The organism is Ruegeria arenilitoris, assembly GCF_013030265.1.
GTDB classification, from domain to species: Bacteria; Pseudomonadota; Alphaproteobacteria; order Rhodobacterales; family Rhodobacteraceae; genus Ruegeria; species Ruegeria arenilitoris_E.
Map to the genome: position 1 here is coordinate 248,742 of NZ_WPZQ01000003.1, position 23,721 is coordinate 272,462.

Below are 23,721 nucleotides of genomic sequence, written 5' to 3' on the forward strand. Positions count from 1 at the left end.
TGGACAAAATAAGAACAAATGTAGGGGCCTGACCCGGAGCCTGCTTATGCCATATGCCCATTCCGACAAGACGCAACTGACCGCCGAAGACGTCCGCGCGCGCTTGAAACTTGAGGGCGGCAAGCAGTTTGTCATGCACACTGAATTTGCACCCGCTGGTGATCAGCCCACGGCGATCAAAGAACTGGCCGGAGGTGTTCTGGATGGTGAGCGTGATCAGGTTCTGCTGGGTGCGACCGGCACCGGTAAGACGTTCACCATGGCCAAGGTGATCGAGGAAACGCAGCGCCCCGCGATCATCCTCGCGCCCAACAAGACATTGGCAGCGCAGCTATATGGTGAGTTTAAGGGCTTCTTTCCAGAAAACTCGGTGGAGTACTTCGTGTCCTACTACGACTACTACCAGCCCGAGGCCTATGTGCCGCGCAGCGACACTTACATAGAAAAAGAATCGCAGATCAACGAACAGATCGACCGGATGCGCCACTCGGCCACCCGAGCGCTGTTGGAGCGAGACGATGTGATCATCGTCGCGTCGGTCTCGTGCATCTACGGTATCGGCTCGGTCGAAACCTATGGGGCGATGACACAGGACCTGAAGGTCGGCAACGAATACGATCAGCGGCAGGTGATGGCCGATCTGGTCGCCCAGCAATACCGCCGCAACGATCAGGCGTTTCAGCGCGGCTCGTTCCGCGTGCGGGGCGATTCACTCGAGATCTGGCCCGCCCACCTAGAGGACCGCGCCTGGAAACTGTCGTTCTTCGGCGAGGAGTTGGAACAGATCACCGAATTCGACCCGCTGACCGGCGAGCGCGCCGCGTCGATGGAGCAGGTGCGCGTCTATGCGAACTCGCACTATGTAACGCCGAAACCGACGATGCAGCAGGCAATCATCGGCATCAAAAAGGAACTCCGCATCCGGCTGGACCAACTGGTCGGCGAAGGCAAGCTGCTGGAGGCCCAACGGCTGGAGCAGCGTACCAACTTCGATCTTGAAATGCTTGAGGCCACGGGAGTCTGCAACGGGATCGAGAACTATTCGCGCTATCTGACGGGCCGCGCACCGGGTGAGCCGCCCCCGACCCTGTTCGAGTTCATCCCCGACAATGCCATCGTCTTTGCCGACGAATCCCATGTCAGTGTTCCGCAGATCGGTGGCATGTATCGGGGCGACTATCGGCGCAAGTTCACGCTGGCCGAGCACGGGTTCCGCCTGCCGTCCTGCATGGACAACCGCCCGCTGAAGTTCGAGGAATGGGACGCCATGCGCCCGCAATCCGTCTTTGTCTCGGCCACCCCGGCCAAGTGGGAGATCGAACAGACCGGCGGCGTCTTCACCGAACAGGTGATCCGCCCCACCGGCCTGCTGGACCCCGAGGTCGAAATCCGTCCCGTCTCCATGCAGGTGGACGATCTGCTGGACGAGGTGCGCAAAGTGGCCGCTGATGGCTATCGCACGCTGGTCACCACGCTCACCAAGCGCATGGCCGAGGACCTGACCGAATACCTGCACGAACAGGGAATAAAAGTCCGATACATGCACTCGGACATCGACACGTTGGAACGCATCGAAATCCTGCGCGATCTGCGTCTGGGGGCCTTCGATGTACTGGTCGGCATCAACCTGCTGCGCGAGGGGCTCGACATCCCCGAATGCGGGCTGGTCGCCATTCTGGACGCGGATAAAGAGGGCTTCCTGCGCTCGGAAACATCCCTGATTCAGACCATCGGCCGTGCTGCGCGGAACGCGGATGGCCGGGTGATCATGTATGCCGACAAGATCACCGGCTCGATGGAACGCGCGCTGAACGAAACCAACCGTCGCCGCTCCAGACAGATCGCCTATAACGAGGAACACGGGATTACCCCCGAGACGGTGAAAAAGAATGTCGAGGACGTTCTGGCCGGTCTCTACGAAGGCGACGTCGACATGAACCGTGTCACCGCCACCATCGACAAACCGATGCACGGCGCCAACCTCGAGGCCCATCTGGACGGGCTGCGCGACCAGATGCGCAAAGCCGCCGAGAACCTGGAATTCGAAGAGGCCGCCAACATCCGCGATGAGATCAAACGTCTGGAAGCGGTCGACCTCGCCGTCGCCGACGACCCGATGGCGCGCCAATGGGCGGTCGAGAAAGCCTCGGAAGACGCAGTGAAATCGCGTGGCCGGTCAACTGCTGGCAGGCCGGGGCAGCGGGGTGGGAATGTGAAGCGGAAGAGACGTTAAGTCTTACTTGCGCATCGGCGCTGCTTTGATCGAACGAAAAAGACCCTCTATGTCTGAGTCGAGGTTTAACTGCTCAAGCGTATGTATTGTCTTTACGCCGTTCCCCAGAATTTTCCCCGCCTCATCAGCACCAAACCTCTTGCTGAGTTCAACAAAGTATCTTGGTTCAGGAATGCTAAAGTTCTTGGGTGTCTTGTTTGCACATTGATAAACCGCGTAGGAGGCCAAGTCAGCATACTTCAGGAGAGGTTCTTCCTCTTTTGATCTCGTTGTTATTGCAAAGGGATTAAACACTCGAAGATACTTAGCATCCGAGTGCATTGGGTTGTCTTTTATCTTGCCAATGTAGCGTCTCATTGCGTCGTAGTCGTGGTTTCGAGTCTCGAAAATCACTGTTGGTGGCTCGTTGGCAAAACCGCGATTGAGAAGGTATTTCCCAACTCGCTCCAATAAGTAGACGGCACACTTGTTGTAGAACTTTTGCGGGTCTTTTTGAATTCGGTCGGAATACGCACCCAGCGTTGCTTTGTTAGAAACCACCGCAAAATACCGTAAGTTAACTTCGACGCTTTTGCGCGACCAATAAACCGTTTGGCTATGCGAGAGATCAGTTGCGTGTCGCCATTTCTTTCCTAGGTCAGAATTCACCGAATCCAGTACACGCTTTGCGTTAATTGCAACCGCTCTGGGCATGACAGCAGCAGCAAGCACAAAGTATGGGGAAGATCCGCCCTGCTTTCCATCACGAACTTTGGCTATTCCGGACTCGCCGCTTTCATCGATGTAAATAAAGCAACTCAATGAGATAACTCTGAAAAAAGAAAGTTTGACTATTCAATAGTAAACCTAATGAGCCATTCGAAAGTCGACAAGTATGTATCAACGGGTAAGTCGGCAATCGAACTAAGCCTGCCACCACCCCACACTTCAAACTTGCACCCCGCTCCACCCTCCTCCACGTTTGAAATCACAAATTGTGATTCCAAACGGTTGCCATGATAAACCCTAAAAACCTGCCCAGCACGTATGAGGTCCAAAGCGCCATTCACCGGGTGCGCGGCACCCGCGTGGTGCTGGCCGAGGATTTGGCGCAGTTCTACGGAAAATCCGTCAGCGCGTTCAATCAGGCCGTGTCGCGCAACAAGGACCTGTTCGAGGGTTACCGCTTTCAGCTGACCGACGCCGAGGTCGCCGATTTGCAATCACAGAATGTGATTTCAAAACCCAAGGGCCGCGGTGGGCGGCGGGTCAATCCGTGGGTTTATACCGATTACGGCGTGGCCATCGCCTCGGCCCTGTTCAAGGACCCGCGCGCGATCAAGATCACCCGCATGATCACCGAAGCCTTCGTCGACGGCGCAAACGCATTGGCCGAAACCCCGCGCAGCATGCCGGAAATCCTGCCACCCGAGGATGCTCCCGCCCCGCTGCTGCCCAATGGCGAGCAACTGCGCGATCTGGCCGAAAACATCCTCGATTCCGGGCAGCAGAGCCTTGTCGATTACATCGCCAACCCGACCACCAAGCGGCAACAGGCGGTAGCCGTAATCATGAAAACTCTGGCTGAGACGGCCGGAGAAGAGGTGCGCACCCAACAGGAACGCCTGCGCCTGCGCATCGCCGAACGTCTGGCCACCGGGGACTACACCGATGACGATGACCGCAAGCGGCTGATTGAATTGCTGCACGCGATGAAGGGCTAAACCCCCAATTCTGCACGCATTTTCTTGGTCAGCTTGGCCACAACCAGATCATAAGACGTCACAATATGCTCGCGTAGGGATGTGTCACTCATCCCACGTTCCTCATAGACCTGCAGCCACTTCATCCCGCGTGAGGCGAGATAAGGCGCTGGGCGTATGCCGGGTTCGTCGCTGAGAACTTCGAAGGCCAAATCAGTGGCCTTGAAGGTGAACGCATCGGCACCATCGTTCCAGCCACAGATCGCAAACACCTTTCCGCCTACTTTCCATACATCCGCATTGCCCCACTGCACCACATGGCTGGTGGCTTTGAGACTGGCGCAAAAAGTGTTGAATTCATCGCGGGTCATGACGTCATTCATGGCCGCCATGTGGGGTGAAGACAAGCCTGTCCGGCAGATTGCCCGCGCCATTTCGCAATGTTCGGATCAGACGGCAGACCTTCATCGCTGCGTGGGATAACCTGCGTTGCTGTGGAAGATCTGGTGCTCAGGGAACACTATTTGCCAGATCAGGATCATCTGGGTTCCTTGCCGTGGCTGGCGATGGCTGGCTGCAGCTGGGTACCTGTAATCCTGTTACGTCCTACAGATAGTCATACTGATTATGATGTCAACAAATAATCCAATAAAATCATATAGTTGACAGTTTTTGTCGGTTATAGATTACATTCGTCGTTCAGGGTTTCACAAACTTTGCATTCCCTACCCTGCGCTGTGCTGGGGCCTCTGCCTGTGCGGGTGCAGGTGCAGAAGACGGCACCGGAGCAGGGATGACCGCCGTCGGATTTTCCACGACAAACGTTCCGCATGCGACTCCATCTCCATCAGGATCGTTGCGCTTGTGATACCCGGGCTGCCCTTCGCGCACGGCCCCCATGCCCAAGGCATGCGCTGCATCACATCCCGCCAGTGCGACCAGATGAATGACCGCCTCCGCGTGTTCGTAATCGGTCGTTCGCAGATAAACCCCAAGGGCGATCGTCCCGGTGGTAATTGGCAACGCCAGTACCATCATAAATATGCGGAGTGGCGAGAGAGCCTTACGGCGCACGGCCTCAGCCCGCCGCTGCCTTCTGGATGGCCTCGGTTTGCTTTCTTCGTATGAAGGATTCTCAGACGTCATAATTTGAATGCTACCGAAACTATGTGGCAAAGCCGAGGCGGTCTGGAGAGTTACTCAATTTGCCTATGAAGGCGCATTGCGCTGCGACGGATCCCGCGCAAAGGCCTCAGGATGGGACAATGACTCGCGCTGATGCGCAGCGGCACCAGCCCACCAGGACAGCTGTTCAAATGCCCGCCCCATATAACCGTGCCACCGATCGGCTTCGACATCAGGAGCAAACGCACCATCCACCTCAAACACCTCATGAGCTTTGGGGACGTGGATCATCGCAGAAACTGGCAAGCAACCCAGCTCACTCAGATACGTACGCATATTGACAGCGGCCCGTGCCCCACCCCACTGGCCCGCGGAATAGGTCGCAATGACGCTGGGTTTGTATGAGAACAGGGAACTTCCGAAGTGGTTCAGCAGATCCGCCAGAGCAGGCGACATCGAGTGGTTGTACTCAGGGCTGACCATGACATAACCATCCGCCCGTTCAATCTTCTCAGCCAGCACATTCAATGCACCTGGCGCACGGCCTTGAGCATATGCGAAATGCGGCTTGAACGGGTGCGAGGGCTGCAGCTCCAGAGGGTCGATCAGTTCGACATCAGCACTCATTTCGGACAGCTGTTTATGGCAGGCCCGGGCCACACGTTCACCCAAGCGGGCCGGGCGCGGAGGTGTGCTTTGCCGGACCGAGCCCAGAAAGACAAGAAAATTCAACGGCACTTTTGCCTCCTTTGACGGTCACTTCCGCTCTCGTACTTTCGCAGAATAAGTGCTTATGTCACCCGACATTATCTGGTGAAGAAGATATGATGCGATCCGATCCATTCCAACCGCTTGACGACACCGCCCGTGCTCTCGCGCACGAACTGCTGGCTGGTGCGGAATATGCGGCCCTTGCGGTGCTGCAACCCGGAACCTCACTGCCTTCGGCCACCCGGATCGCCCTGGCGACCGACACCGATAACCAGCCCATCACTCTAATCTCGACCCTCGCCGAACACACACGCGCCCTGCAGGCGAACCCAGCTTGTGCGTTATTGATTGGCGAACCCGGAGAGAAAGGTGACCCGCTGACCCACCCGCGTCTGACACTGCATTGCACCGCTAATCTGATCGCCCGCGACAGTGCCGAACACACCACCCTGCGCACGCGATATCTTTCGCTGCGCCCCAAGGCCAAGCTTTATATAGATTTTGCCGACTTCGGATTTGTTCGGTTCATTACGACCGATGGGCTGCTGAATGGCGGCTTTGGCAAAGCCTGGCGCCTTTCAGCAGCTGATCTCTGACCCTATCGGACAACATGCACCGCACATCCTGCGTGTCGCACGACATGAGTGGCAGTTGATCCCAGCAACAAGTCCTGCATCCCGGGGCGATGCGAAGCCATGACAATCAGATCAGGCTTGTTGGTTTCCGCCCAATCCAGAATCGTCCGACCCGAATGCCCTTCGATCACTACACCGGTGGCGTTTGGCAGTTTTTCCGCAAGCATGTCGAGCTCGGTCTGGATCGCCTTGCGCGCCTCGGTCAGATACTCCACCGGCATGTAAGAAATTGCATAGTCCGGAATATGCTCGACCACATGCAGCAACGTGACCTGGGCATCCGGAGTGGCAAGTATCTGCGCCAGCTTCAGCGGCCCCGAAGTGTCACGTTCGGCATCAAAGGAAATCGGAACAAGAATATTGTGATACATGGCGCGTGCCTCCGTAATTTGCACACCCAGATTGAACCGGGTCGTCCTATTCAGCTTTGATTCAGGTCAGGATCAGCCAAAGGTTTCTGCCACGTCATACATGACCGGCTCAAAACTCTTGCACAGCTCATTGATTTTGCGATTGCGATCCCGCATCTCCGGAGTGCGCAACATAGCCAGAAAGTCCTCACGGCGCTGCCATTGCGAATAGTTGGCGATCCGGGTCTGGGCATCATTCACGTGCAGACCCGCTGATACGAATCCGGGCTGTTTCGAAATGAAATCCGCATACGCATCGGTCAGTGCTTCCAACAGATCCTGACAGGTTCCCGGGGTCATCTCGAATGTGGTGATAACGGTTTGAACGCTCGCGGTTTTCGAAATTTCTGGCATCTGGAATCTCCTTTGGCTGATCCAAGCCTAGCACAGCTTTCTGAAACGTCTCCTGTTTCCTGTATGCACTGAACGGACGCAGGCTGATTTTTTCGAAAAAGCAAAATTGGATAACCCTCCGTTAACCAAGCTTAAGGATGCTGCCCGCATGGGTCGCATCATCACCATCCTTCTATACGTGTTCGTATCTGCAGGGCCTGTCTGGGCCGGGGCTTGGCTAAGGGAAAAGGGGCATGGCTTCACCGCTGTGGCTGTCTCCGGCTTCTCGGAAAATGACGGAACCCGCAAGTACAAGTCATCCCTTTATGCGGAGTGGGGTCTGCGCCCCAAACTGACCATCGGCCTCGATGCCGAGGAACATCAGGACCAATATGGCCACGCTGTGGTTTTTGCCCGCTTCCCGCTTGCAGATCTGGGGGATCCCGGTCGCTTCGCAGCCGAACTTGGTCTGGGCGCGCATCATCGGGGACTTCAGTCCTGGGCGATGTACAAGGCCACACTGTCTTATGGCAAAGGGCTGCAGACCGGCTTGGGCAACGGCTGGCTCGCTGTCGATACTGCCCTTGAATACCGGACGCATGCGGATCTGATCAAAAAGCTCGATGTGACGGTCGGACTTTCAACGGATCGCCTGCTGGATCCACTGCTACAGATCGAAACCTATTATGCGCCCGGATACCCGTTTTATTGGAGCGCGCGCCCTTCATTGATGATCCGCCCAAGAAAGGGAAAATTCACCTGGATTGTTGGGGTGGAAAAAACCTCTGCACAGGATGCCATCGGGGCCCGACTTGCACTCTGGCGCGACTTCTGAAGACAGGCCGGCCACCCGGTTAGGGGTGACCGGCGCGATGTCTAGTGTTCAACACTCATCGTGACAGATGCCTCACCGCGCAAGGCTTCAGGCCAGCGCAGGGTAACCGACCGGTTATTGATACCCTGCTGCAGGTCAACATACGGTGCTACATGGCTTACCCCGTTGAACACGTTTCTGAGCGGCCCGAGCGCAACCACACTTTCACAACTGCGCGCCTTGCCTCCAAATGGCAGCCGGTCCAGTGAATCCACTGTCCATGCATGGGAATGAGAGTGTTGGGTATGACGCATCCGCAACGGATTGGCAGTCTTGAAACTTATACCGTGGAAGGTGTTATCTTCGAACTTGACGTTCGAATAGCGATCGCGATCGAGATTGGCAAAAGTGGTGTCGACCCGCTCGACCCGGTCGATTGATCCGCTGCTCGTTCGGAACAGATTTCCGGTCACGTTCATGCCGTAGATGGTGTGGCCTGCGCCATACGGGCGAATAACGATAAAGCTGAACCAGTTCGCCGGTTTACTTGCGTAAAAGATGTTGTCGGTAATGCTCATGGCACTGAACGAATAGCCAGCTGTATAGCTTGGCGTGGTATCGCGTTCATTTGTCCACTGAATGAAGCAGTTATCGACATAGTTTTCAGAGATTTTCGAACTGTTATAGGCACCGATCATCACCAATCCCGGATGGCGCACGCCATTCGGAATGCTGTCCCCCTGGTGGAAATGGTTGCCCAGAACCAAATTGTTGTCCCCGCCCAGAACCGCAAAATGCTTGAACCGGTTCGCAAGATTATGGCGCAGCTTGATGTCATTCGCATTCGCGTTCACCGCAATGGATGTGCGCTGCGGTACGTCAAAGGACTCCTCGCTCGACAAGAACTGGCAATTGTCGATCAACATACCCTGACATCCTGTCGCGATCGAGGTAATCCCCCGATCTTTGGGGCGGCTCACAAAGCAATTCGCCAACGAAAAGGTACTGCCTGACGGCGCAAGGCGGATGGCGCTGCAGCGGCCGTTACACTGGAACTCGATCTGCTCCATGCCAAGTTTCCGCAATTTGGCGAAACCACTGAAATCCAGCAAATACTTGAAGGCGGTGAAGCCGAAATTCTGCGTACCGCTACCACTGTAGAGCCTTGCGCTCAGCGTGAGTTCTCCGGCACCCACATTCTTTGCGCTCACATAGACCTCGCGCCCGACGCCGCTGCCGGTAACCAGCGACCCAACGGGGATGTTGGCGACATTTGCGACGTTGGTCAGGTTGTGAGGCCGGGACGGATCGTATGTTGCGACCGATGCGAAAACCTCGGTATCCCAGGCCGAACTGCTTCTGACGTCGAACTGCCCGTTGCGGATGATACGGCGGGTTGAGAACCCTCCCTGCCGGTTGGGCACAGCCGCGGCCATGTCGATCGGTTCGGTAACCGATATTTTGCGACCACCCAGATCAAGCGACTCATGATCGGTATTGTTCAGCAAGGCCTGAAACGCCTTCTTGAACGCCAACGTCTCATCCTCGAATGCTGAGATATAGGTGGGCAGGTCAAAGTTCTTGGTCAGCAGCAACATCTTGTCATCGGGCATGGTGACCGTGCCCTCAAACTCGATCTCCGACGACATGCTGGTGTTCTGCGCCAACAGGTACGTGCCCTTGGGAACCAGAATACGACCCCCGCCCGCGGCCTGATCCGCTGCCTCGAACGCTGCCGAATCATCGGCGACACCGTCACCAATCGCCCCGTAATCGCGGACATCGACAAACCCGATCATGTCGCGCAGGAATACGTTGGTCACATCAGTGATCTCGATGTCATCAATCCGTACCAAAGCCCCGTTTGTGCCGTCGATATCCACGCCAAAATGGCCGTACAGGGCGGAAACACCCCAAGGCATATCCACGCCCGGGCGTTTGCCGGTGCCAACGATGGCAGTGATCTCGTGCACGGTACCATAGCCCGACAGTTGCGTCGCAGGCCCCTGCTCGACCAGACCTGTTACGTGCGTATCTCCCGCACCACCGGCCCAACCGGCGATACGTACCTGAGGCAATGGGCCTGATATCGCCTTGACCCGGGCCTTTATCTGCAAATAGCAACCCGGCAACAAAGGTGTCTGCCCCATGTGGCGCACCTTCTGCGTCGCGCTGGTCTTCAGAACTTCCAGGCATCCGGCAAAATCCGCATCAGCAGGAACGAAAGCCCCTGTTCCCGATCCTGCATATGTCGGTGAACCGGGAGTGCCGTCACCGCTCGACCAGACATCCAGTCCATTGGCGAATGCAGGTGGTGTGAAGACTATACCGTCGGTGATCGCCTTGTTCATTGAAATCCCTTTCCCAATCATGCCACAGCCTGTCGCGCGGCACACGTCTAACACTCAGTTCGGGACCGGCCCCAAACGCGAAAGCCTGAGTATCGGAAAGGAATTAACCGGTGGTCATATCACCGTGACGATGGTGTTGCCTCAGGCAGCAGGATCCGAATTGCCAAGCAACTGAACACCGTTGATCTTCCAGCCACTTTCCTGCTGCACCATCTGATAATCAAGAATGTGTACGCGCCCGTCACTATCCGTGATCATGACCTTTTGCCATAACGCTCCTGCAACCTCGCGCAGTTCCAGAAACCGTACATCTGCAGGACGCCAGACCATGGGATATCCACGCCGAACCATGACCCCGAAATTCTCGGGCGTACCAAACAGGCGCTGGATATTGGGGCTGGCAAAGGTGAAGGCGGTGCTAAAATCATCCGCCTTGAATGCCTGTATCTGTGCTGTGATGTTCGCTTCGATCTCGGCATTCTGTGCAAATGCACCCGACGCCAGACCGGCACTCAGGGATACAGCAAGCAATAAACGACGCATGGGGCCACCTCCTGACGAAAGGGTAGCCCCATGCGGTATCAGGTCAAATCAGGCCAGTTCTCCGGCCAGTGCCTTGTCGATCAGGGCAATCGTCTCGGGCACACCGTACAGAGCGATAAACCCGCCAAATCGCGGCCCCTGCGACGCGCCCAGCAGCACTTCGTAAAGCGCCGTAAACCATCCGCGCATCGGATCGAACCGCTCGCGACCAATGGAATAGACCACCGATTGCAGCGCCTCGTCTTCGATTGGTCCGTCATAAGCCTCAAGCTCAGCTTTCAGCGCTTCCAATGCCTCACGCTCTTGCTCCGTCGGCGTGCGATGCTTACGGGTCGGCTTGACGAAGTCGTTGAAGTAACGCACCGCAAAGCCTGCCGCCTGATCGAGGTCGGGATGGCTTTCGGCGGTGGCTTTGGGCGCATAACGACGGATGAAGCCCCACAACGCCTCTTTGTCCTCGGCCCCGGAAACAGACGCAAGGTTCAGCAACATCGCAAAAGGCACAAGCAACGTCGAAGCCGGAACATCGCCGCCATGAATGTGCCAGACCGGGTTGTTCAACTGCGCTTTCAGATCCTGACCCGGATAGGCCCGCAGCTGCTGATGGTATTCATCATAGGCTTTCGGGATGACGTCGAAATGCATCCGCTTGGCCGTTTTGGGCTTTTGGTACATGAAGTAGGCCAGCGACTCGGTCGGCGCATAGGTCAGCCATTCGTCAATCGACACGCCATTGCCAGACGATTTGGAAATCTTCTGACCGTTTTCGTCCAGGAACAGCTCATAAGAGAAATGTTCCGGCGCACGACCGCCCAGCGCACGACAGATCGCGTCATAGATCTTTTCGTTGGTAGCGTGTTCCTTGCCGTACATCTCAAAATCAACGCCAAGCGCAGCCCAGCGCGCGCCAAAATCAGGCTTCCACTGCAGCTTTACGTTGCCGCCGGTGACAGGCAGCGTCCATTCCTTGCCGTCTTCATCATCGAAAGTAACCGTGTAAGTTTCTGCGCAGACCTTCTTCATCGGGACATACAGAACCCGGCCGGTCTCGGGATGGATCGGCAGGAAGATCGAGTAAGTCTGCTGACGTTCTTCACGCAGGCTTTTCAGCATGATCGCCATGATGTCATCATAACGTTCAACCGCACGCTTCAGGATCTCGTCGAACTGACCCGACCGATAAAAGTCGCGGGCCGAATAGAATTCGTACTCGAACCCGAAGGTATCGAGGAACCGCCGCAACATTGCATTGTTATGCTCGCCAAAGCTGGGATACTCGCCAAACGGATCGGGAACCGAGGTCAGCGGGCATTGAAGATATTCCTGCAGTTTTTCGGGGTTCGGCACGTTGCTGGGCACCTTGCGCATGCCGTCCAGATCGTCAGAGAAACAGATCAGCTTGGTCGGTATATCCGACAATGCCTCAAAGGCGCGCTTGACCATTGTGGTCCGCGCCACCTCACCGAAGGTGCCGATATGCGGCAGACCCGAGGGGCCATATCCGGTCTCGAACAATACGTATCCCTTTTCCGGAGCACCCTTCTGATAGCGTTTGAGCAACCGGCGCGCTTCTTCAAAAGGCCAGGCCTTGGACGCAAGAGCGGTTTCACGCAATTCAGACATTTGATTTGGTCTCCATCGGGGGAACAGCGCCGGTTACCCCATGCAACCGGACCGACCCCTCCTATTGTGCGGATGCAGCATGAGTCAATAAACACTCGGAGAAACAGAGACTATTTCTGACCGGTTTCCGCAATCCAGGTCAGAATATCACGAACATGAGGCTCTGCCGCCAGCCCATCCCGCGCCGAAAGGAAGTACCCTCGCGCCGAAACGGCTGTTGATCCCTCCAGACGGGTCATCGCACCTGTGTCCAGAAAGCTGTCCAGAACACCATCCCAGCACAAGCATACACCCTGCCCTGCCAGGGCTGCATTCACCAGCATCGCATAAGAGTTGAAATCGAGTACCCGCGCACCTTTTGGCATTTGCAGACCAGCCGACTGAAACCAGCTTGGCCAGTCATGCCACTGGCTGCGCGCCGTCTCCATGGTCAGCAGGGTCATCCGGGAAAAATCATAATCCTGACCGTTCATCCCTCGGTTCGCCAGATACAAGGGGCTCGCGGTTGGGAAAACCGCATCCCCAAGCAACCGTGTTTCTTCCTCGGCCTCCCTGTGACCAAAACGAATGACAATATCACCGGGCCGCACCGCCTCACCATACTCTTGGCTTATGATCCGAATCGTAGTTTCAGGAAAGTCCGCCTCCAGTTCCCCCAACCGCGGGATCAGCCAAAATGCAACAAAACCCGAAGGTGCCGTAACGCTGACAACTTTACCCTGTGACGCCTGTCTGATCTGGCCGACCGCGCTTTCGATTTGACCAAACCCGCCATGTAGTGCCTTGAGTAAACTTCGCCCATGTTGTGTCATTTTAACGGGTTTTCGACTTCGATCGAACAAATGGCATCCGAGGTCTGCCTCGAGATCAGCAATTCTACGTGACACCGCAGGCTGCGATACATTTAGTTCGCGCGCCGCTGCAGTCAGCGTTCCAAGCCGTGCGGCCGCATAAAAGGCCGTAAGCCCTGCGAAGCTTGGCAACCTGTCCATCTATCATAACCTCAGCGTATGACCTGTTTCACCTTTCCCTTATTGCCCCGACAGCAGAACGGCGTCAAATGACGATCAGAGGAGGACCCGCCATGACGCAGCAACTGGACACTTTGGCCACCGATTACAGCGACACTGTGATGCTGAATCAGGCAAGCAATCTGACACATCCCCCGCTTGCAGTGGATGCCGCACAGGTGCCTCTGGCTGGCGGCACCGATCCGACATATGGCGAGGTCCGCTGGCGCACTTTGATCAACGGCACACAGGACAGCCCCCGCGACATGGTTCTAGGCGTTGCCGAGTTTGGCCCCGGCGATCGCCTGCTGCCTCACCGGCATGACCCGGCCGAGTTCTATTTTGGTCTGGATGGCAACGGCACAGTCACCATCGATGGAGTGCCGCATGAAATGCGCCCCGGCGTAGCACTCTACGTACCTGGTGGTGCCGAACATGGCGTGGTCGCCGGTGAAGGTGGTCTTCGCTTTGCCTATGGTTTTGCCAGCCAGAGCTTTGAGGAAATCGAGTACAAATTCTCTGCAACAGCCTGAAATCGTGATGCACGGGCGGGTTAATCCTGCCCGGCACAAAACCGTCACACCCCCTGCGTGACAAAACAAGGTGTTGAACCTGCTTCCGCCCGCTCATATCGTGCGCGATCAGAGATACCCAAGCAGGACGATCCAATGACCGAGCAAGTTACCCACCCAATGTCCCCGCAGGATTGCCTCGTGGCGATCATGGTTGCGGTCTCGGCATCGGACGAAACCATCCGCACAGCCGAGCTGGTCAAGATCGAAACTGCCGTGAACATGCTGCCGGTTTTTGCCGACTATGACATCGACCGGACACGCCGAGTATCTCAGATCGTGTTTGACCTTTTCGAACAGGAAGATGGGCTGGACGCATTGTTTGGCCTGATCCGCGACAACCTGCCAGAGCGTTTGAACGAAACAGCTTATGCGCTGGCCTGCGATGTCGCTGCCGCTGACGGCTCTCTGGCTGAGACCGAGCTGCGCCTGCTGGAAGAAATCCGGTATGAACTGAACATTGACCGGCTTCACGCGGCGGCAATTGAACGCGGCGCACGGGCGCGCCACACCGTCTGATCCGGCACCGTCAGCTTCCGTATAAAGCACCCCAGCGCTCGATCAGCGTTTGCTGCAGCTTTCTGGACCTGCGGTTCCAGCTGCGTGCACCATCAGGTCGCTCCCGATTTTCGCGGCTAATCGTGGCGCGATGCGGGACATCTGCGGTGAAGATGGCAAAGGCCAGCTCCGCCCCCGCTGCGGTTGTGACATAGCCCCCAAGCCCCGACACAAAATTCAGGGTTCCGGTCTTGGCATCAACGGTGATCGGGTGACCCTTAATGGCGCGCCCGTTGCTGTCCTTCAGTGTAAAGGGCTTCAGCAAATGCCGCAGCGCCTTCGATTCGCGTGCTGCAACCAGTGCTGTCACCAGATCTGCCGGGTCCATGCGTGATGCATCCCCCAAACCCGAATGATCCACCATACGGATGTTGCTGGTCCCGTAAGTCTCGGCAGCCCATCGGTTCATCTCTGCGGCAGAGTCCGCAAGGGTCTGCGGCTCAACGCCTCGCGCCTTTGTTGCTGCCAGCCCGACCATCTCGGCGGTCAGGTTGGTCGAGTACTTGAGCATACCCTTCAGAATGCTCTCCAAAGGATCACTCAGGTGGACAACCAGAACCTCACCCTTCGGGGCCTGGCTGGTGACCTGAACCCGACCCAGTACGATCCCATTGGCCCGGGCCAGAGTTCTGAAAACATCCCCGGCATAAAGCGCGGGTTTGCGCACCGGCAACCACCGTGCGCCGCCATTACCCAACGCACCTTTGGCGACGGTCCACCGGTCCTGTCTTGCACTGGATTGATAGGTGTATATCGGCAGACTGCGGTTCTCGACCCGCATCGCAGCCATATCCACGGCCGGGGTATAGCGCGCGCTGCGGGCATCCATGGTTACGTCATAACCACCAGTCCCGCGTTTCCATTCGAAATGCACACGGTTAAAGTTCAGCGATATTCCACTGATTGACGGACTGTAACCCACATGATCCGGTTGCCCCGGATCGATACTGAACACATAGGGCAGCGCACCATCATAGACTTTGAATGAACCCTGCACCTCGGTAATGCCCGCCTCGCGCAGATTGGCGGCCATCGTGGCCAGCGCATCGGTATCCAGCAAGGGGTCGCCCCCACCAACCAGGATCAGATCGCCTTTGAGTATGCCGTTCACAATCGGGCCATCGGCCACCAGTTGGGTCTCGAATCTGTAATCCGGCCCCAGCACATCCAACGCATAAAGCGCGGTCAACGCCTTGGCGACACTGGCGGGCGGCAAACCTTCCTTGCCTCCAAATGCCTCAAGCTGCGTTCCAGTTTTGACGTCAGCGACGGCGAACACAACCTCGCCTTTCAGCCCTGCAGCCTGAATGACCCGCTCGACACCGCTCAGCTCGGTACCACGCAGTTGTGGACGCAAAGATCTTGCCGGGGCCTCAGCCAATCCGGCAACCGGGATCACAAGTGACCCCAATCCCCCCAGAAATAAACGGCGCGAAATACGATCAACCATGGGTCAATTTAAATCCCAGAGATCACGGGCAAACAATCATTCAAATGAATTATGCTCCCATGGTCGCTCTTCAGGCAACACCCGATTGTTCCACTCACCGCGCAAACGGATATCGGTCGAGCTGACATCAACCATCGGCACATTCACAAAACACCACGCAGGTGCCCTACTCCGACCCAGCAGATGCCGAGCCTGACCATCAATTCTGTACTTCGCATAAATCCGCGCAGCCGGGGACATCCGGGCCGAAATACGATCTCCCGGTCGTGCCAGGACACCCACCGGAACACTGTCCATGATCAGCCGCCAATCCTTCCATTTGTGGAACTGCGCCAGATTGTCTGCCCCCATCAGCCAGACAAAACGTACTCCGGGATACAGCCGCCTTAGTTCGATCAGCGTATCCGCCGTTGCCCGCGTCCCGGTCAGCGCCTCGATATCCGTCACCTCGACCCGAGGGTGTTGCATCAGCGACCCCGCCGCCGCCATCCGTTGCGCCAGCGGCGCTGGCCCACGTTGCTTGAGCGGGTTTCCGGGGGACACCAGCCACCACACCCGGTCCAGCCCAAAGGCTTTCATCGCCTCAAGAGTCACATGCACATGGCCCTGATGCGGCGGATCAAAGGACCCGCCAAACAACCCAATGACCTGCCCGGGCCGCGCATATGGAATAGAGCTTCGCAACATCCCTTGCTGATGTTCAGAACTGCGAGGCGTTGTCAATCAACAGGTTGCACCGCATCGCCCAGCCGAACCCGCCCGGACTGCACCACCTCGGCACACCATCCCCCATGCCCGCGCACGGCCGAATAGCCGCCCTTGCCCAGCGCCTCCTCCATCCGGCTGCACGGCGCACAGATCACCGTAATGCGCAGGATCGCCTCCCCCACCTGCACCTCACGCCCCTTGAGCGCGGCCAGATTGATCCCCGAAACCAGCAGATTACGCCGTAGGGTTTCCGGCGCGACTGGCCCTTGCCCCAGATAGCTGCCGATCGCCGCCAGATGTTCCTGCTGGATCAATGACACCGCCCGTTTGCCCGCCCGGCTGCGGTCGCCCTCCAGACCATCGCCAGAGATCATTGCAGACTCGACAGCCTGCAACTTTGCGCGCCGGTCAGGCCGCAGGCCGATCCACTTGACACGCCCGGGCCGCGCCCATCCGGCTATGAGGTTTTTCAGAGACATGAAAAGCACCAATAAGAATGCGAGAAAAAGATAGCCCAAGCGATTGCAACATTCACCGCTGTTCTCTTGCTAGCCCTCCAAACGTAAGCCCGAAGGGCAATAACGTCCTCGGGCCGTACATACGACTTAGGTGCGGGCAACATTTGACCTTTTGTCCGAATAGGCTCGTTGAAGACACTTAAGCGGGCACGCATGATATCGGTCCGGAGTATCGACATACACCAAATCGAAAACGCAAACCAAGCAAGCGCAAGTGAGGCACTGACGACCTCCAGAGCTCTTTCAAGTTCCATCAGTTCCAATAAGTTGTTCCCCGAGGCTGTTAGATTCTTCGATATATGCCCGCATGTCGGCAGCAAACTGATCTTGCAATACTATTCTTCCAATACACCCATGAATCCTATCCATTGCCCCCACCCAACGCATCCGTTATCACACCGCCCAACCTGATTTCCCCGACCCAGAGGACGCGACATGGCCGCCTATCAATATGTCTACCACATGCAGGGTGTCTCCAAGACCTATCCCGGTGGCAAGAAGTGCTTTGAAAACATCCACCTGAGCTTTCTACCCGGCGTGAAAATCGGTGTCGTCGGCGTCAACGGCGCGGGTAAATCGACGCTGATGAAGATCATGGCCGGCCTCGACACCGACTTCACGGGTGAGGCTTGGGCGGCTGAGGGCGCCAAGGTCGGCTATCTGCCGCAGGAACCGCAGCTCGACGAAAGCCTCACCGTACGCGAAAACGTCATGCTGGGCGTGGCCGCGAAAAAGGCCAAGGTCGACAGGTTCAACGAAATCGCCATGGAGATCGCCGAGAACTACACGGACGAGCTGATGGAGGAAATGACCACCCTGCAGGACGCGATTGACGCCGAGAACCTGTGGGACCTCGACAGCCAGATCGACGTCTCGATGGAAGCGCTGCGCTGCCCGCCGGATGATGCCAACATCGCCAATCTCTCGGGTGGTGAGAAACGCCGGGTGGCGCTCTGCAAGTTGCTGCTCGAAGCACCCGACATGCTGCTGCTCGACGAACCGACCAACCACCTGGACGCCGAGACTATCGCATGGCTGCAACAGCACCTGATCGACTACAAGGGCACCATCCTCATCGTCACCCACGACCGCTATTTCCTGGATGACATCACCGGCTGGATACTCGAACTCGACCGTGGCCGCGGCATTCCGTACGAGGGCAACTATTCGGCATGGCTGGAACAAAAGGCCAAACGGCTGGAACAGGAAGCACGCGAGGACAAGTCCAAGCAGAAGACCCTACAGCGCGAGCTGGAATGGATGCGTCAGGGCCAGAAGGCTCGTCAGGCCAAATCAAAAGCCCGGATCAACGCCTATAACGAGTTGGCCGAACAGTCCGAACGCGAGAAGCTGACCCGCGCCCAGATCGTCATACCCAACGGCCAGCGCCTTGGCGGCAAGGTGATCGAGGTCGAAGGCCTATCCAAGCACTTGGGCGACAAGCAGCTGATCGAAGGGCTGGACTTTGCCCTACCGCCCGGCGGCATCGTTGGCGTCATCGGCCCCAACGGCGCCGGTAAATCGACCCTGTTCAGGATGCTCACCGGGCAGGAACAGCCCGACAGCGGCACCATCACGTTGGGCGACACGGTCGAGCTGTCTTATGTCGACCAGTCCCGCGACGACCTGAAAGACAACGACACCGTGTGGGAGGCGATCACCGGCGGCGCCGAAATCATCCAGTTGGGCGACGCGCAGGTCAATTCCCGCGCCTATTGCTCGTCGTTTAATTTCAAAGGTGGCGACCAGCAGAAAAAGGTCTCTCTGCTATCCGGCGGTGAGCGCAACCGCGTCCACATGGCCCGCCTGCTGAAAGAGGGCGGCAACGTCCTGCTGCTCGACGAACCGACCAACGACCTCGACGTCGAAACCCTCCGCGCGCTGGAAGACGCACTAGTCGACTTCGCCGGCTGCGCCGTGGTTATCTCACACGACCGCTTCTTCCTCGACCGGATTTGCACGCATATTCTGGCGTTCGAGGGCGATGCTCATGTGGAATGGTTCGAGGGCAACTTCGAGGATTACGAAGAGGACAAAAAACGCCGCCTGGGACCAGACGCGCTGGAGCCCAAACGGTTGAAGCACAAGAAGTTTGCTCGGTAGAAAACTCTTAGCCTTGCAGCTTTTTGAATTGCATGTCCTGGTTGTTTAATGCAGAAATCACCACATCTTAAAGTGGTGATTTCTATGGATTTAATTGTTAAACTTCCAGATCGAGACGTCGGTGATGACGAGCTAAGATCCCCCAAGCATCAAAAGAAATTCCTTCGAAATACACGGTCAATCTGTGTTCACACTTGTGGCACACCGTTCACTTCAAAGCAGATGTATTATGTAAAATTTATTGTTGGAGGTGTTTGTGTTCACGAGGGTATTTATTGCATCGACAGATTAGGGTCCCAAAAAGGTTATGTCATCGTCGGAGATGACAGAATTCTGGATGCTTGCGATTCACAACCGGTCCAATTAGCCATTCAAGAAGCCGACGCAGATTCAATCACAGAATGGCTCAAATCAAACGTCGACCCAGAGCGCAGAGCTTTAGGCACGATTCTGAGCGAAGACCTCAAAAAATCCGAGAAACTCCACCATGAGCTTTCAGATCTTGCAATTGAAGCACGAAAAAACTTTGAGAGTGCCCATCTCGAACGCGAAAAGCTAAAAGCTTCGCGACGCTGGGTCTGGGGAATGTCAGCTGCAGCATTCGTTGGAGGTTCTTTGCTAGACCTTGGATTGCTCGAAGACAAATTTAATTTCACAATCGATCCACTTGCTCTTTTTGCAAGCGCGGTTTGCGTTTTGATTGTTCTTGTCCTGTCGTGGCTGAAGCTCAGAACAAAACAGTAAACGCGGTTTTCGCGATGGATCGACAAACGCAGCCGATCATTCGGATGCTCTACCAAATCGTACTTGACCGAGGCTCCACCCGTCCGCACCTCGAAGCGTCCACTGAACGTTTCGCCATCTGCGCTAGACCGGCACTCACCCCCACACCAGTACGCCATGTGACTGCGGCAGTCCCTTTCATTATGAATGGTATGTTTCCAAAACCTACGCCACCAAACAGCCGCTTCCACTGGGTAATCGCAAAAGCCGAGCGAAATACGCCATCTCGCGCGTCAACAGGTTTAACGATCGGCCCACCGGAGGCAATGTGAAAAAACTTGCCCCCCGCTTTCCGGACACGGCAGTAATAGCCTGTGTCCCGACACAATTACGTCCATGTTTAAAATTCACTTAAAACCCGATCACCTGCACAACCCGCGCAGGGGTCACATCCTCACCTGCCACCCGAACTGATTTCTGCGGCCCGTCCCGACCGATCCTCAGCCGGGCCTCGATCTGCTTCATGTGCTCCGGGTCGATGCGCGGGGTGGGACAAGTATCATCCTCCCAAAGACCTTTTGAGATTCCACCCGAAACCGCCCAGGTGATCGCGCTTGGCTGCAGATCACTTTCGGCAACCGCCGTTTGCCGCTCCAGCGTTTTCAGCATCTCGGCCATGATCTCAAAGCTTTCGCGAAAGGTAACATCGTTCACCTTCGCCTCATCTGCATCTGCATCCCCGGCATTCAGACATTTGCGCGCGGCGAACAGCCAGTCATGCACCATATAGGCGGGCGCATAACCCCATGGGTTCAGCCCCTTCACCGGCTGCACCAGTCGTGGAATGCTGCCCCCGTCGGTATACATCAGCCGCGGTTCGACCTCGGTGATATGCACCGCGCGCCCGTCCGTCTGCACGCCGCGCCGGAACATCAGCGCACGCCCCTGCCGATCCAGATCGGGGACATAGACAAACCGACCATCTCCGGTAGAGTCACTACCGCCATCCACCCACATCACCAGCAGCGATCCGGTGAACTCACCAGGTTGAGACTCGTCGTATATCCGGCTGCCGCATGCGGTCAGAACGGCCAGTGAAATCAGGGCAAGACTGCGGAAAATCATCGCGCGCTCCAATAAATTCAATCAATTGATCAAGCCTAGGACGATAATCGAAGCAGCGTCAAAACTTTCGGCGGATTTTTGTACAAAACGGAAAATTGGCCCTTTTTGCGCTGCACAAGCCGAACAATCTCCCTTGTCACACCCCCTTAGCGATGCCATATCCAAAGGGCTTACGTTTTTCTATTTCGACCTACTGTCTCCTTCTACGGCGTTCAGTCTATCGATACAGACAACGACGCCGGGCTGCCGCAACACCGTGGGCAGCACTAAACAGGAGACAACGGATATGCCCGCAGGCACCGTAAAATGGTTCAACACCACCAAAGGCTATGGCTTTATCGCACCCGAAGATGGCGGCAAAGACGTGTTTGTACACATCTCGTCCGTCGAGCGCTCGGGCCTGACCGGTCTGGCCGACAACCAAAAAGTCACTTACGAGCTGCGCTCGGGTCGTGACGGCCGCGAAAGCGCGGACAACATCGAGCTTGCATAAGCTCTTGAAAGGGTGAGGTGATTTCCTCACCCTTTTCATTTATGCACTGTTATTCCGCAATCCTACTGTGGCATGCGGAATACATCACATTTCAGTTATCCTTGCCCGACGATTGACCAAATCGGCTATCATTTTGAAAGTATAGTCATGATTTCTTTGGTCATTTGAAGGAACCCACCATGGTCACACGCCGCGTCTTTATGGCAGGTACCGCTGTCAGTCTGCTGCCGGGAATCGCCAGTGCCAAGAAGAAGGCGGTCGAGTATGATCCGACGCCACAATACGTGCGGATCAAGAAACAGTTCCTACCCGGACAGCTGCTCGTCGCCCCTAGATCTTTCTACCTGTACTACGTGACCGAACCCCGAAAAGCGATCCGCTATGGATGTGGTGTCGGCAAGGCCGGGCTGGAATTCACGGGCACAGCGACTATCGACGTCAAAAAAGAGTGGCCAACTTGGCGACCAACCGAAGAGATGATCGAACGGGATCCGGTCGCTTACGCCAAATTCAAGGACAACGACTATGTCCAACCCGGCGGTGGTGACAATCCGCTGGGTGCGCGAGCGTTGTATTTGTTTCAGAACGGCGTTGATACCTATTTCCGCATCCACGGGACAACACAGCCACAAACCATTGGCCGCGCCGTATCAAACGGGTGTATCAGGATGCTGAACGAGCATGTGATTGACCTCTATAACCGGGTTCCCGTCGGCACTGTCGTGACTGTTGTCTGACGCCATCTCAGGGCGCAGTCCAATCCACATCGTTTGCCTCTTCGATCTGCAAACGACCATTCGACCATGAGCGGGTAAGAGATTTCGCCCGCTCTTCTGATCCGTTCAGCCAGTCTTCGACATCTGATCGCTCAAGCAGAACACCCATGCGATGATGGATAGGTTTGACGTCAGCGTTGGGCTCACATGTCACCGCCGCGATCTGATCGATGGTCAGACCTCCGGGGGCCTGCCATCTGTCTGTGATCGCAGCAAAAAGCAATGGTGCACCATCTGCCGAGGAAATACGCCAAGCCGTTTTACGGCGCTTTTCCCCGGTCCATTCATACCAACCATCCACGGGGATAATCGCCCTGCCAACTCCTTCGAAAGCAGTTTTGTCGAATACAGTTTCAGATCTCGCGTTGATGATAGTCTCCATAACCGGGCGTCCCCGTGCATTCACGCGACCGACGGGGATCATACCCCAGCGCATCGAAACCAGCCCGTCACGAGTCAGCGCTAGCACATCTTGTCCGGGTTGTATGTTCTTGCGAGCAGGCTGAGCATCCGGGGTTTCTGAAACTCCGAGAAACTGTGCAATGTCAGAAATCGGCCTTGTCAGAAAGAACCGCCCCGGCATACCTGCCTCCTATTTGCTCGCATCTGTCACAAGTTCCAGCACCGTTGGCCCCAGATTTTCAACGATCAGCGCAACTCCTTGCGCATTTGGATGAATACCATCGGACTGCATGTATTGCGAAACTGCACCCGGATTGCCTTCTGCCTCAAGTCCAACAAAAAAGCTGTCGACAAAGAGTGTGTCGTACTTCTGTGCCAATTCGGGGTACATGCTATCGAATGCTTGTTTGTAATCCGGGCCATAGTTGCCCGGCGCTTCCATCCCAACCAGCAAAACCTCGACCTCTGCCTTGTCCGCTGCATTCAGGATTTTATCCAAATTGGCGCGGGAAACTTCGGGGGCGATACCCCGCAGCAGATCATTCCCCCCCAGCGCAACGATCATGCCATCGACCTCAGGCGTCAGTGTCCATTCGACACGTGATGCACCGCCAGCCGTGGTGTCACCTGAAACGCCTGCGTTGATCAGCCGTACATCTGCACCCTGGGCATCCAGCCAGCGGTCAAGCTGTGGAACCAATCCGTCGTCCTCGATCAGGCCGTATCCTTGTGTGAGTGAATCGCCCAGTGCTGCGATCACCACCGGTTCTGCTGTGGCAGCAAAGCCGCAACATGCAAACAGGCACGACATCAAAGTCTTGCG

General features: G+C 56.4%; 27 protein-coding genes. 11 read left to right on the forward strand and 16 right to left on the reverse strand.

Annotated elements, in window-relative coordinates; genetic code table 11:
* Positions 1–46 precede the first annotated feature (46 nt).
* Positions 47–2,233 carry an excinuclease ABC subunit UvrB gene (gene uvrB / locus GOX61_RS06455; protein ID WP_170332219.1) on the forward strand — a complete coding sequence of 729 codons (2,187 nt, stop codon included), beginning with the start codon at positions 47–49 and terminating at the stop codon, positions 2,231–2,233.
* A 3-nt stretch (positions 2,234–2,236) separates the two neighbouring features.
* Here the strand turns inward: uvrB and GOX61_RS06460 are convergent, their stop codons facing one another.
* Positions 2,237–3,034 (reverse strand): DUF3800 domain-containing protein, encoded by a 798-nt coding sequence (locus tag GOX61_RS06460; RefSeq protein ID WP_170332221.1) that lies wholly within the window; start codon positions 3,032–3,034, stop codon positions 2,237–2,239.
* 194 nt (positions 3,035–3,228) lie between these two features.
* Between GOX61_RS06460 and GOX61_RS06465 the strand changes: the two genes are divergently transcribed.
* On the forward strand, positions 3,229–3,936 hold the full coding sequence (locus tag GOX61_RS06465) for an ORF6N domain-containing protein (protein ID WP_170332223.1): 708 nt from the start codon (positions 3,229–3,231) through the stop codon (positions 3,934–3,936).
* Here the strand turns inward: GOX61_RS06465 and GOX61_RS06470 are convergent.
* Positions 3,933–4,286 carry an MmcQ/YjbR family DNA-binding protein gene (locus GOX61_RS06470; RefSeq protein WP_170332225.1) on the reverse strand — a complete coding sequence of 118 codons (354 nt, stop codon included), beginning with the start codon at positions 4,284–4,286 and terminating at the stop codon, positions 3,933–3,935. The genes GOX61_RS06465 and GOX61_RS06470 overlap by 4 nt on opposite strands.
* A 69-nt stretch (positions 4,287–4,355) precedes the next feature.
* Between GOX61_RS06470 and GOX61_RS22345 the strand changes: the two genes are divergently transcribed.
* Positions 4,356–4,559: a hypothetical protein gene (locus tag GOX61_RS22345; protein ID WP_217353787.1), complete on the forward strand. Its 204-nt coding sequence runs from the start codon at positions 4,356–4,358 to the stop codon at positions 4,557–4,559.
* A 55-nt stretch (positions 4,560–4,614) separates the two neighbouring features.
* Here GOX61_RS22345 and GOX61_RS06475 read toward each other — a convergent pair whose 3' ends face one another.
* Positions 4,615–4,950, reverse strand: coding sequence for an excalibur calcium-binding domain-containing protein (locus GOX61_RS06475; protein WP_254436779.1), 336 nt, complete (start codon positions 4,948–4,950; stop codon positions 4,615–4,617).
* Between the two features lie 174 nt (positions 4,951–5,124).
* The gene (locus tag GOX61_RS06480) at positions 5,125–5,778 is read right to left on the reverse strand and encodes an NADPH-dependent FMN reductase (RefSeq protein ID WP_217353788.1); all 654 of its coding nucleotides are present in this window, start codon (positions 5,776–5,778) and stop codon (positions 5,125–5,127) included.
* Between the two features lie 89 nt (positions 5,779–5,867).
* Here GOX61_RS06480 and GOX61_RS06485 point away from each other — a divergent pair, with 89 nt between their 5' ends.
* On the forward strand, positions 5,868–6,347 hold the full coding sequence (locus GOX61_RS06485; RefSeq protein ID WP_367646944.1) for a HugZ family protein: 480 nt from the start codon (positions 5,868–5,870) through the stop codon (positions 6,345–6,347).
* Positions 6,348–6,349: 2 nt separating this feature from the next.
* Here the strand turns inward: GOX61_RS06485 and GOX61_RS06490 are convergent, their stop codons facing one another.
* Positions 6,350–6,757 (reverse strand): universal stress protein, encoded by a 408-nt coding sequence (locus GOX61_RS06490; RefSeq protein WP_170332231.1) that lies wholly within the window; start codon positions 6,755–6,757, stop codon positions 6,350–6,352.
* 72 nt (positions 6,758–6,829) lie between these two features.
* The gene (locus GOX61_RS06495) at positions 6,830–7,150 is read right to left on the reverse strand and encodes an antibiotic biosynthesis monooxygenase family protein (RefSeq protein ID WP_155150015.1); all 321 of its coding nucleotides are present in this window, start codon (positions 7,148–7,150) and stop codon (positions 6,830–6,832) included.
* 148 nt (positions 7,151–7,298) lie between these two features.
* On the opposite strand from GOX61_RS06495, the gene GOX61_RS06500 reads away from it, so the two are divergent.
* Positions 7,299–7,964, forward strand: a complete 666-nt coding sequence (locus GOX61_RS06500; protein ID WP_170332232.1) for a hypothetical protein — start codon at positions 7,299–7,301, stop codon at positions 7,962–7,964.
* Between the two features lie 41 nt (positions 7,965–8,005).
* On the opposite strand, the gene GOX61_RS06505 is transcribed toward GOX61_RS06500, so the two are convergent.
* The 4 genes from GOX61_RS06505 to GOX61_RS06520 all read right to left on the reverse strand — a co-directional run bounded on the left by GOX61_RS06505 (position 8,006) and on the right by GOX61_RS06520 (position 13,452).
* A complete protein-coding gene (locus GOX61_RS06505) occupies positions 8,006–10,294 on the reverse strand; it encodes a glycosyl hydrolase family 28-related protein (RefSeq protein WP_170332235.1) in 2,289 nt (762 codons plus the stop codon).
* Positions 10,295–10,435: 141 nt separating this feature from the next.
* Positions 10,436–10,837, reverse strand: coding sequence for a DUF4864 domain-containing protein (locus GOX61_RS06510; protein WP_170332236.1), 402 nt, complete (start codon positions 10,835–10,837; stop codon positions 10,436–10,438).
* Positions 10,838–10,885: 48 nt separating this feature from the next.
* Entirely contained in the window at positions 10,886–12,460 is a 1,575-nt protein-coding gene (locus tag GOX61_RS06515) for a lysine--tRNA ligase (protein ID WP_170332238.1), read from the reverse strand.
* A gap of 110 nt (positions 12,461–12,570) precedes the next feature.
* Positions 12,571–13,452 (reverse strand): LysR family transcriptional regulator, encoded by an 882-nt coding sequence (locus GOX61_RS06520; RefSeq protein WP_155150007.1) that lies wholly within the window; start codon positions 13,450–13,452, stop codon positions 12,571–12,573.
* 92 nt (positions 13,453–13,544) lie between these two features.
* Here GOX61_RS06520 and GOX61_RS06525 point away from each other — a divergent pair, with 92 nt between their 5' ends.
* On the forward strand, positions 13,545–14,003 hold the full coding sequence (locus GOX61_RS06525; protein ID WP_155150005.1) for a cupin domain-containing protein: 459 nt from the start codon (positions 13,545–13,547) through the stop codon (positions 14,001–14,003).
* A gap of 135 nt (positions 14,004–14,138) precedes the next feature.
* Entirely contained in the window at positions 14,139–14,561 is a 423-nt protein-coding gene (locus GOX61_RS06530) for a tellurite resistance TerB family protein (protein ID WP_155150003.1), read from the forward strand.
* Positions 14,562–14,571: 10 nt separating this feature from the next.
* Here GOX61_RS06530 and dacB read toward each other — a convergent pair whose 3' ends face one another.
* Genes dacB through GOX61_RS06545 form a run of 3 tightly spaced genes read right to left on the reverse strand, consistent with a single transcriptional unit; the run spans position 14,572 to position 17,237 of the window.
* On the reverse strand, positions 14,572–16,050 hold the full coding sequence (dacB, locus tag GOX61_RS06535; protein ID WP_170332240.1) for a D-alanyl-D-alanine carboxypeptidase/D-alanyl-D-alanine endopeptidase: 1,479 nt from the start codon (positions 16,048–16,050) through the stop codon (positions 14,572–14,574).
* Between the two features lie 36 nt (positions 16,051–16,086).
* On the reverse strand, positions 16,087–16,737 hold the full coding sequence (locus tag GOX61_RS06540) for a nicotinate-nucleotide adenylyltransferase (RefSeq protein ID WP_170332242.1): 651 nt from the start codon (positions 16,735–16,737) through the stop codon (positions 16,087–16,089).
* A 32-nt stretch (positions 16,738–16,769) separates the two neighbouring features.
* On the reverse strand, positions 16,770–17,237 hold the full coding sequence (locus GOX61_RS06545; RefSeq protein ID WP_170332244.1) for an MOSC domain-containing protein: 468 nt from the start codon (positions 17,235–17,237) through the stop codon (positions 16,770–16,772).
* A gap of 474 nt (positions 17,238–17,711) precedes the next feature.
* On the opposite strand from GOX61_RS06545, the gene ettA reads away from it, so the two are divergent.
* Both ettA and GOX61_RS06555 read left to right on the forward strand, forming a co-directional pair.
* The gene (gene ettA, locus GOX61_RS06550) at positions 17,712–19,379 is read left to right on the forward strand and encodes an energy-dependent translational throttle protein EttA (protein ID WP_170332247.1); all 1,668 of its coding nucleotides are present in this window, start codon (positions 17,712–17,714) and stop codon (positions 19,377–19,379) included.
* Between the two features lie 48 nt (positions 19,380–19,427).
* The gene (locus GOX61_RS06555; RefSeq protein WP_170332249.1) at positions 19,428–20,123 is read left to right on the forward strand and encodes a hypothetical protein; all 696 of its coding nucleotides are present in this window, start codon (positions 19,428–19,430) and stop codon (positions 20,121–20,123) included.
* Positions 20,124–20,513: 390 nt separating this feature from the next.
* On the opposite strand, the gene GOX61_RS06560 is transcribed toward GOX61_RS06555, so the two are convergent.
* A complete protein-coding gene (locus tag GOX61_RS06560) occupies positions 20,514–21,227 on the reverse strand; it encodes a DUF1353 domain-containing protein (RefSeq protein ID WP_170332251.1) in 714 nt (237 codons plus the stop codon).
* 286 nt (positions 21,228–21,513) lie between these two features.
* Between GOX61_RS06560 and GOX61_RS06565 the strand changes: the two genes are divergently transcribed.
* The gene (locus GOX61_RS06565; protein WP_155149991.1) at positions 21,514–21,720 is read left to right on the forward strand and encodes a cold-shock protein; all 207 of its coding nucleotides are present in this window, start codon (positions 21,514–21,516) and stop codon (positions 21,718–21,720) included.
* Positions 21,721–21,899: 179 nt separating this feature from the next.
* Positions 21,900–22,457 (forward strand): L,D-transpeptidase, encoded by a 558-nt coding sequence (locus tag GOX61_RS06570; RefSeq protein ID WP_155149989.1) that lies wholly within the window; start codon positions 21,900–21,902, stop codon positions 22,455–22,457.
* 7 nt (positions 22,458–22,464) lie between these two features.
* Here GOX61_RS06570 and GOX61_RS06575 read toward each other — a convergent pair whose 3' ends face one another.
* On the reverse strand, positions 22,465–23,079 hold the full coding sequence (locus GOX61_RS06575) for an SOS response-associated peptidase (RefSeq protein ID WP_170332253.1): 615 nt from the start codon (positions 23,077–23,079) through the stop codon (positions 22,465–22,467).
* Between the two features lie 9 nt (positions 23,080–23,088).
* Positions 23,089–23,709, reverse strand: coding sequence for an arylesterase (locus GOX61_RS06580; RefSeq protein ID WP_170332611.1), 621 nt, complete (start codon positions 23,707–23,709; stop codon positions 23,089–23,091).
* Positions 23,710–23,721 lie beyond the last annotated feature (12 nt).

Excerpts from the sequence above, each read along its gene's own strand:
- uvrB (WP_170332219.1), top strand. The coding sequence starts at position 47 with ATGCCATATGCCCATTCCGACAAGACGCAACTGACCGCCGAAGACGTC.
- GOX61_RS06465 (WP_170332223.1), top strand. The coding sequence starts at position 3,229 with ATGATAAACCCTAAAAACCTGCCCAGCACGTATGAGGTCCAAAGCGCC.
- GOX61_RS06470 (WP_170332225.1), bottom strand. The coding sequence starts at position 4,286 with ATGACCCGCGATGAATTCAACACTTTTTGCGCCAGTCTCAAAGCCACC.
- GOX61_RS22345 (WP_217353787.1), top strand. The coding sequence starts at position 4,356 with ATGTTCGGATCAGACGGCAGACCTTCATCGCTGCGTGGGATAACCTGC.
- GOX61_RS06475 (WP_254436779.1), bottom strand. The coding sequence starts at position 4,950 with ATGGTACTGGCGTTGCCAATTACCACCGGGACGATCGCCCTTGGGGTT.
- GOX61_RS06485 (WP_367646944.1), top strand. The coding sequence starts at position 5,868 with ATGCGATCCGATCCATTCCAACCGCTTGACGACACCGCCCGTGCTCTC.
- GOX61_RS06490 (WP_170332231.1), bottom strand. The coding sequence starts at position 6,757 with ATGTATCACAATATTCTTGTTCCGATTTCCTTTGATGCCGAACGTGAC.
- GOX61_RS06495 (WP_155150015.1), bottom strand. The coding sequence starts at position 7,150 with ATGCCAGAAATTTCGAAAACCGCGAGCGTTCAAACCGTTATCACCACA.
- GOX61_RS06500 (WP_170332232.1), top strand. The coding sequence starts at position 7,299 with ATGGGTCGCATCATCACCATCCTTCTATACGTGTTCGTATCTGCAGGG.
- GOX61_RS06505 (WP_170332235.1), bottom strand. The coding sequence starts at position 10,294 with ATGAACAAGGCGATCACCGACGGTATAGTCTTCACACCACCTGCATTC.
- GOX61_RS06510 (WP_170332236.1), bottom strand. The coding sequence starts at position 10,837 with ATGCGTCGTTTATTGCTTGCTGTATCCCTGAGTGCCGGTCTGGCGTCG.
- GOX61_RS06515 (WP_170332238.1), bottom strand. The coding sequence starts at position 12,460 with ATGTCTGAATTGCGTGAAACCGCTCTTGCGTCCAAGGCCTGGCCTTTT.
- GOX61_RS06520 (WP_155150007.1), bottom strand. The coding sequence starts at position 13,452 with ATGGACAGGTTGCCAAGCTTCGCAGGGCTTACGGCCTTTTATGCGGCC.
- GOX61_RS06525 (WP_155150005.1), top strand. The coding sequence starts at position 13,545 with ATGACGCAGCAACTGGACACTTTGGCCACCGATTACAGCGACACTGTG.
- GOX61_RS06530 (WP_155150003.1), top strand. The coding sequence starts at position 14,139 with ATGACCGAGCAAGTTACCCACCCAATGTCCCCGCAGGATTGCCTCGTG.
- dacB (WP_170332240.1), bottom strand. The coding sequence starts at position 16,050 with ATGGTTGATCGTATTTCGCGCCGTTTATTTCTGGGGGGATTGGGGTCA.
- GOX61_RS06540 (WP_170332242.1), bottom strand. The coding sequence starts at position 16,737 with ATGTTGCGAAGCTCTATTCCATATGCGCGGCCCGGGCAGGTCATTGGG.
- GOX61_RS06545 (WP_170332244.1), bottom strand. The coding sequence starts at position 17,237 with ATGTCTCTGAAAAACCTCATAGCCGGATGGGCGCGGCCCGGGCGTGTC.
- ettA (WP_170332247.1), top strand. The coding sequence starts at position 17,712 with ATGGCCGCCTATCAATATGTCTACCACATGCAGGGTGTCTCCAAGACC.
- GOX61_RS06555 (WP_170332249.1), top strand. The coding sequence starts at position 19,428 with ATGCAGAAATCACCACATCTTAAAGTGGTGATTTCTATGGATTTAATT.
- GOX61_RS06560 (WP_170332251.1), bottom strand. The coding sequence starts at position 21,227 with ATGATTTTCCGCAGTCTTGCCCTGATTTCACTGGCCGTTCTGACCGCA.
- GOX61_RS06565 (WP_155149991.1), top strand. The coding sequence starts at position 21,514 with ATGCCCGCAGGCACCGTAAAATGGTTCAACACCACCAAAGGCTATGGC.
- GOX61_RS06570 (WP_155149989.1), top strand. The coding sequence starts at position 21,900 with ATGGTCACACGCCGCGTCTTTATGGCAGGTACCGCTGTCAGTCTGCTG.
- GOX61_RS06575 (WP_170332253.1), bottom strand. The coding sequence starts at position 23,079 with ATGCCGGGGCGGTTCTTTCTGACAAGGCCGATTTCTGACATTGCACAG.
- GOX61_RS06580 (WP_170332611.1), bottom strand. The coding sequence starts at position 23,709 with ATGTCGTGCCTGTTTGCATGTTGCGGCTTTGCTGCCACAGCAGAACCG.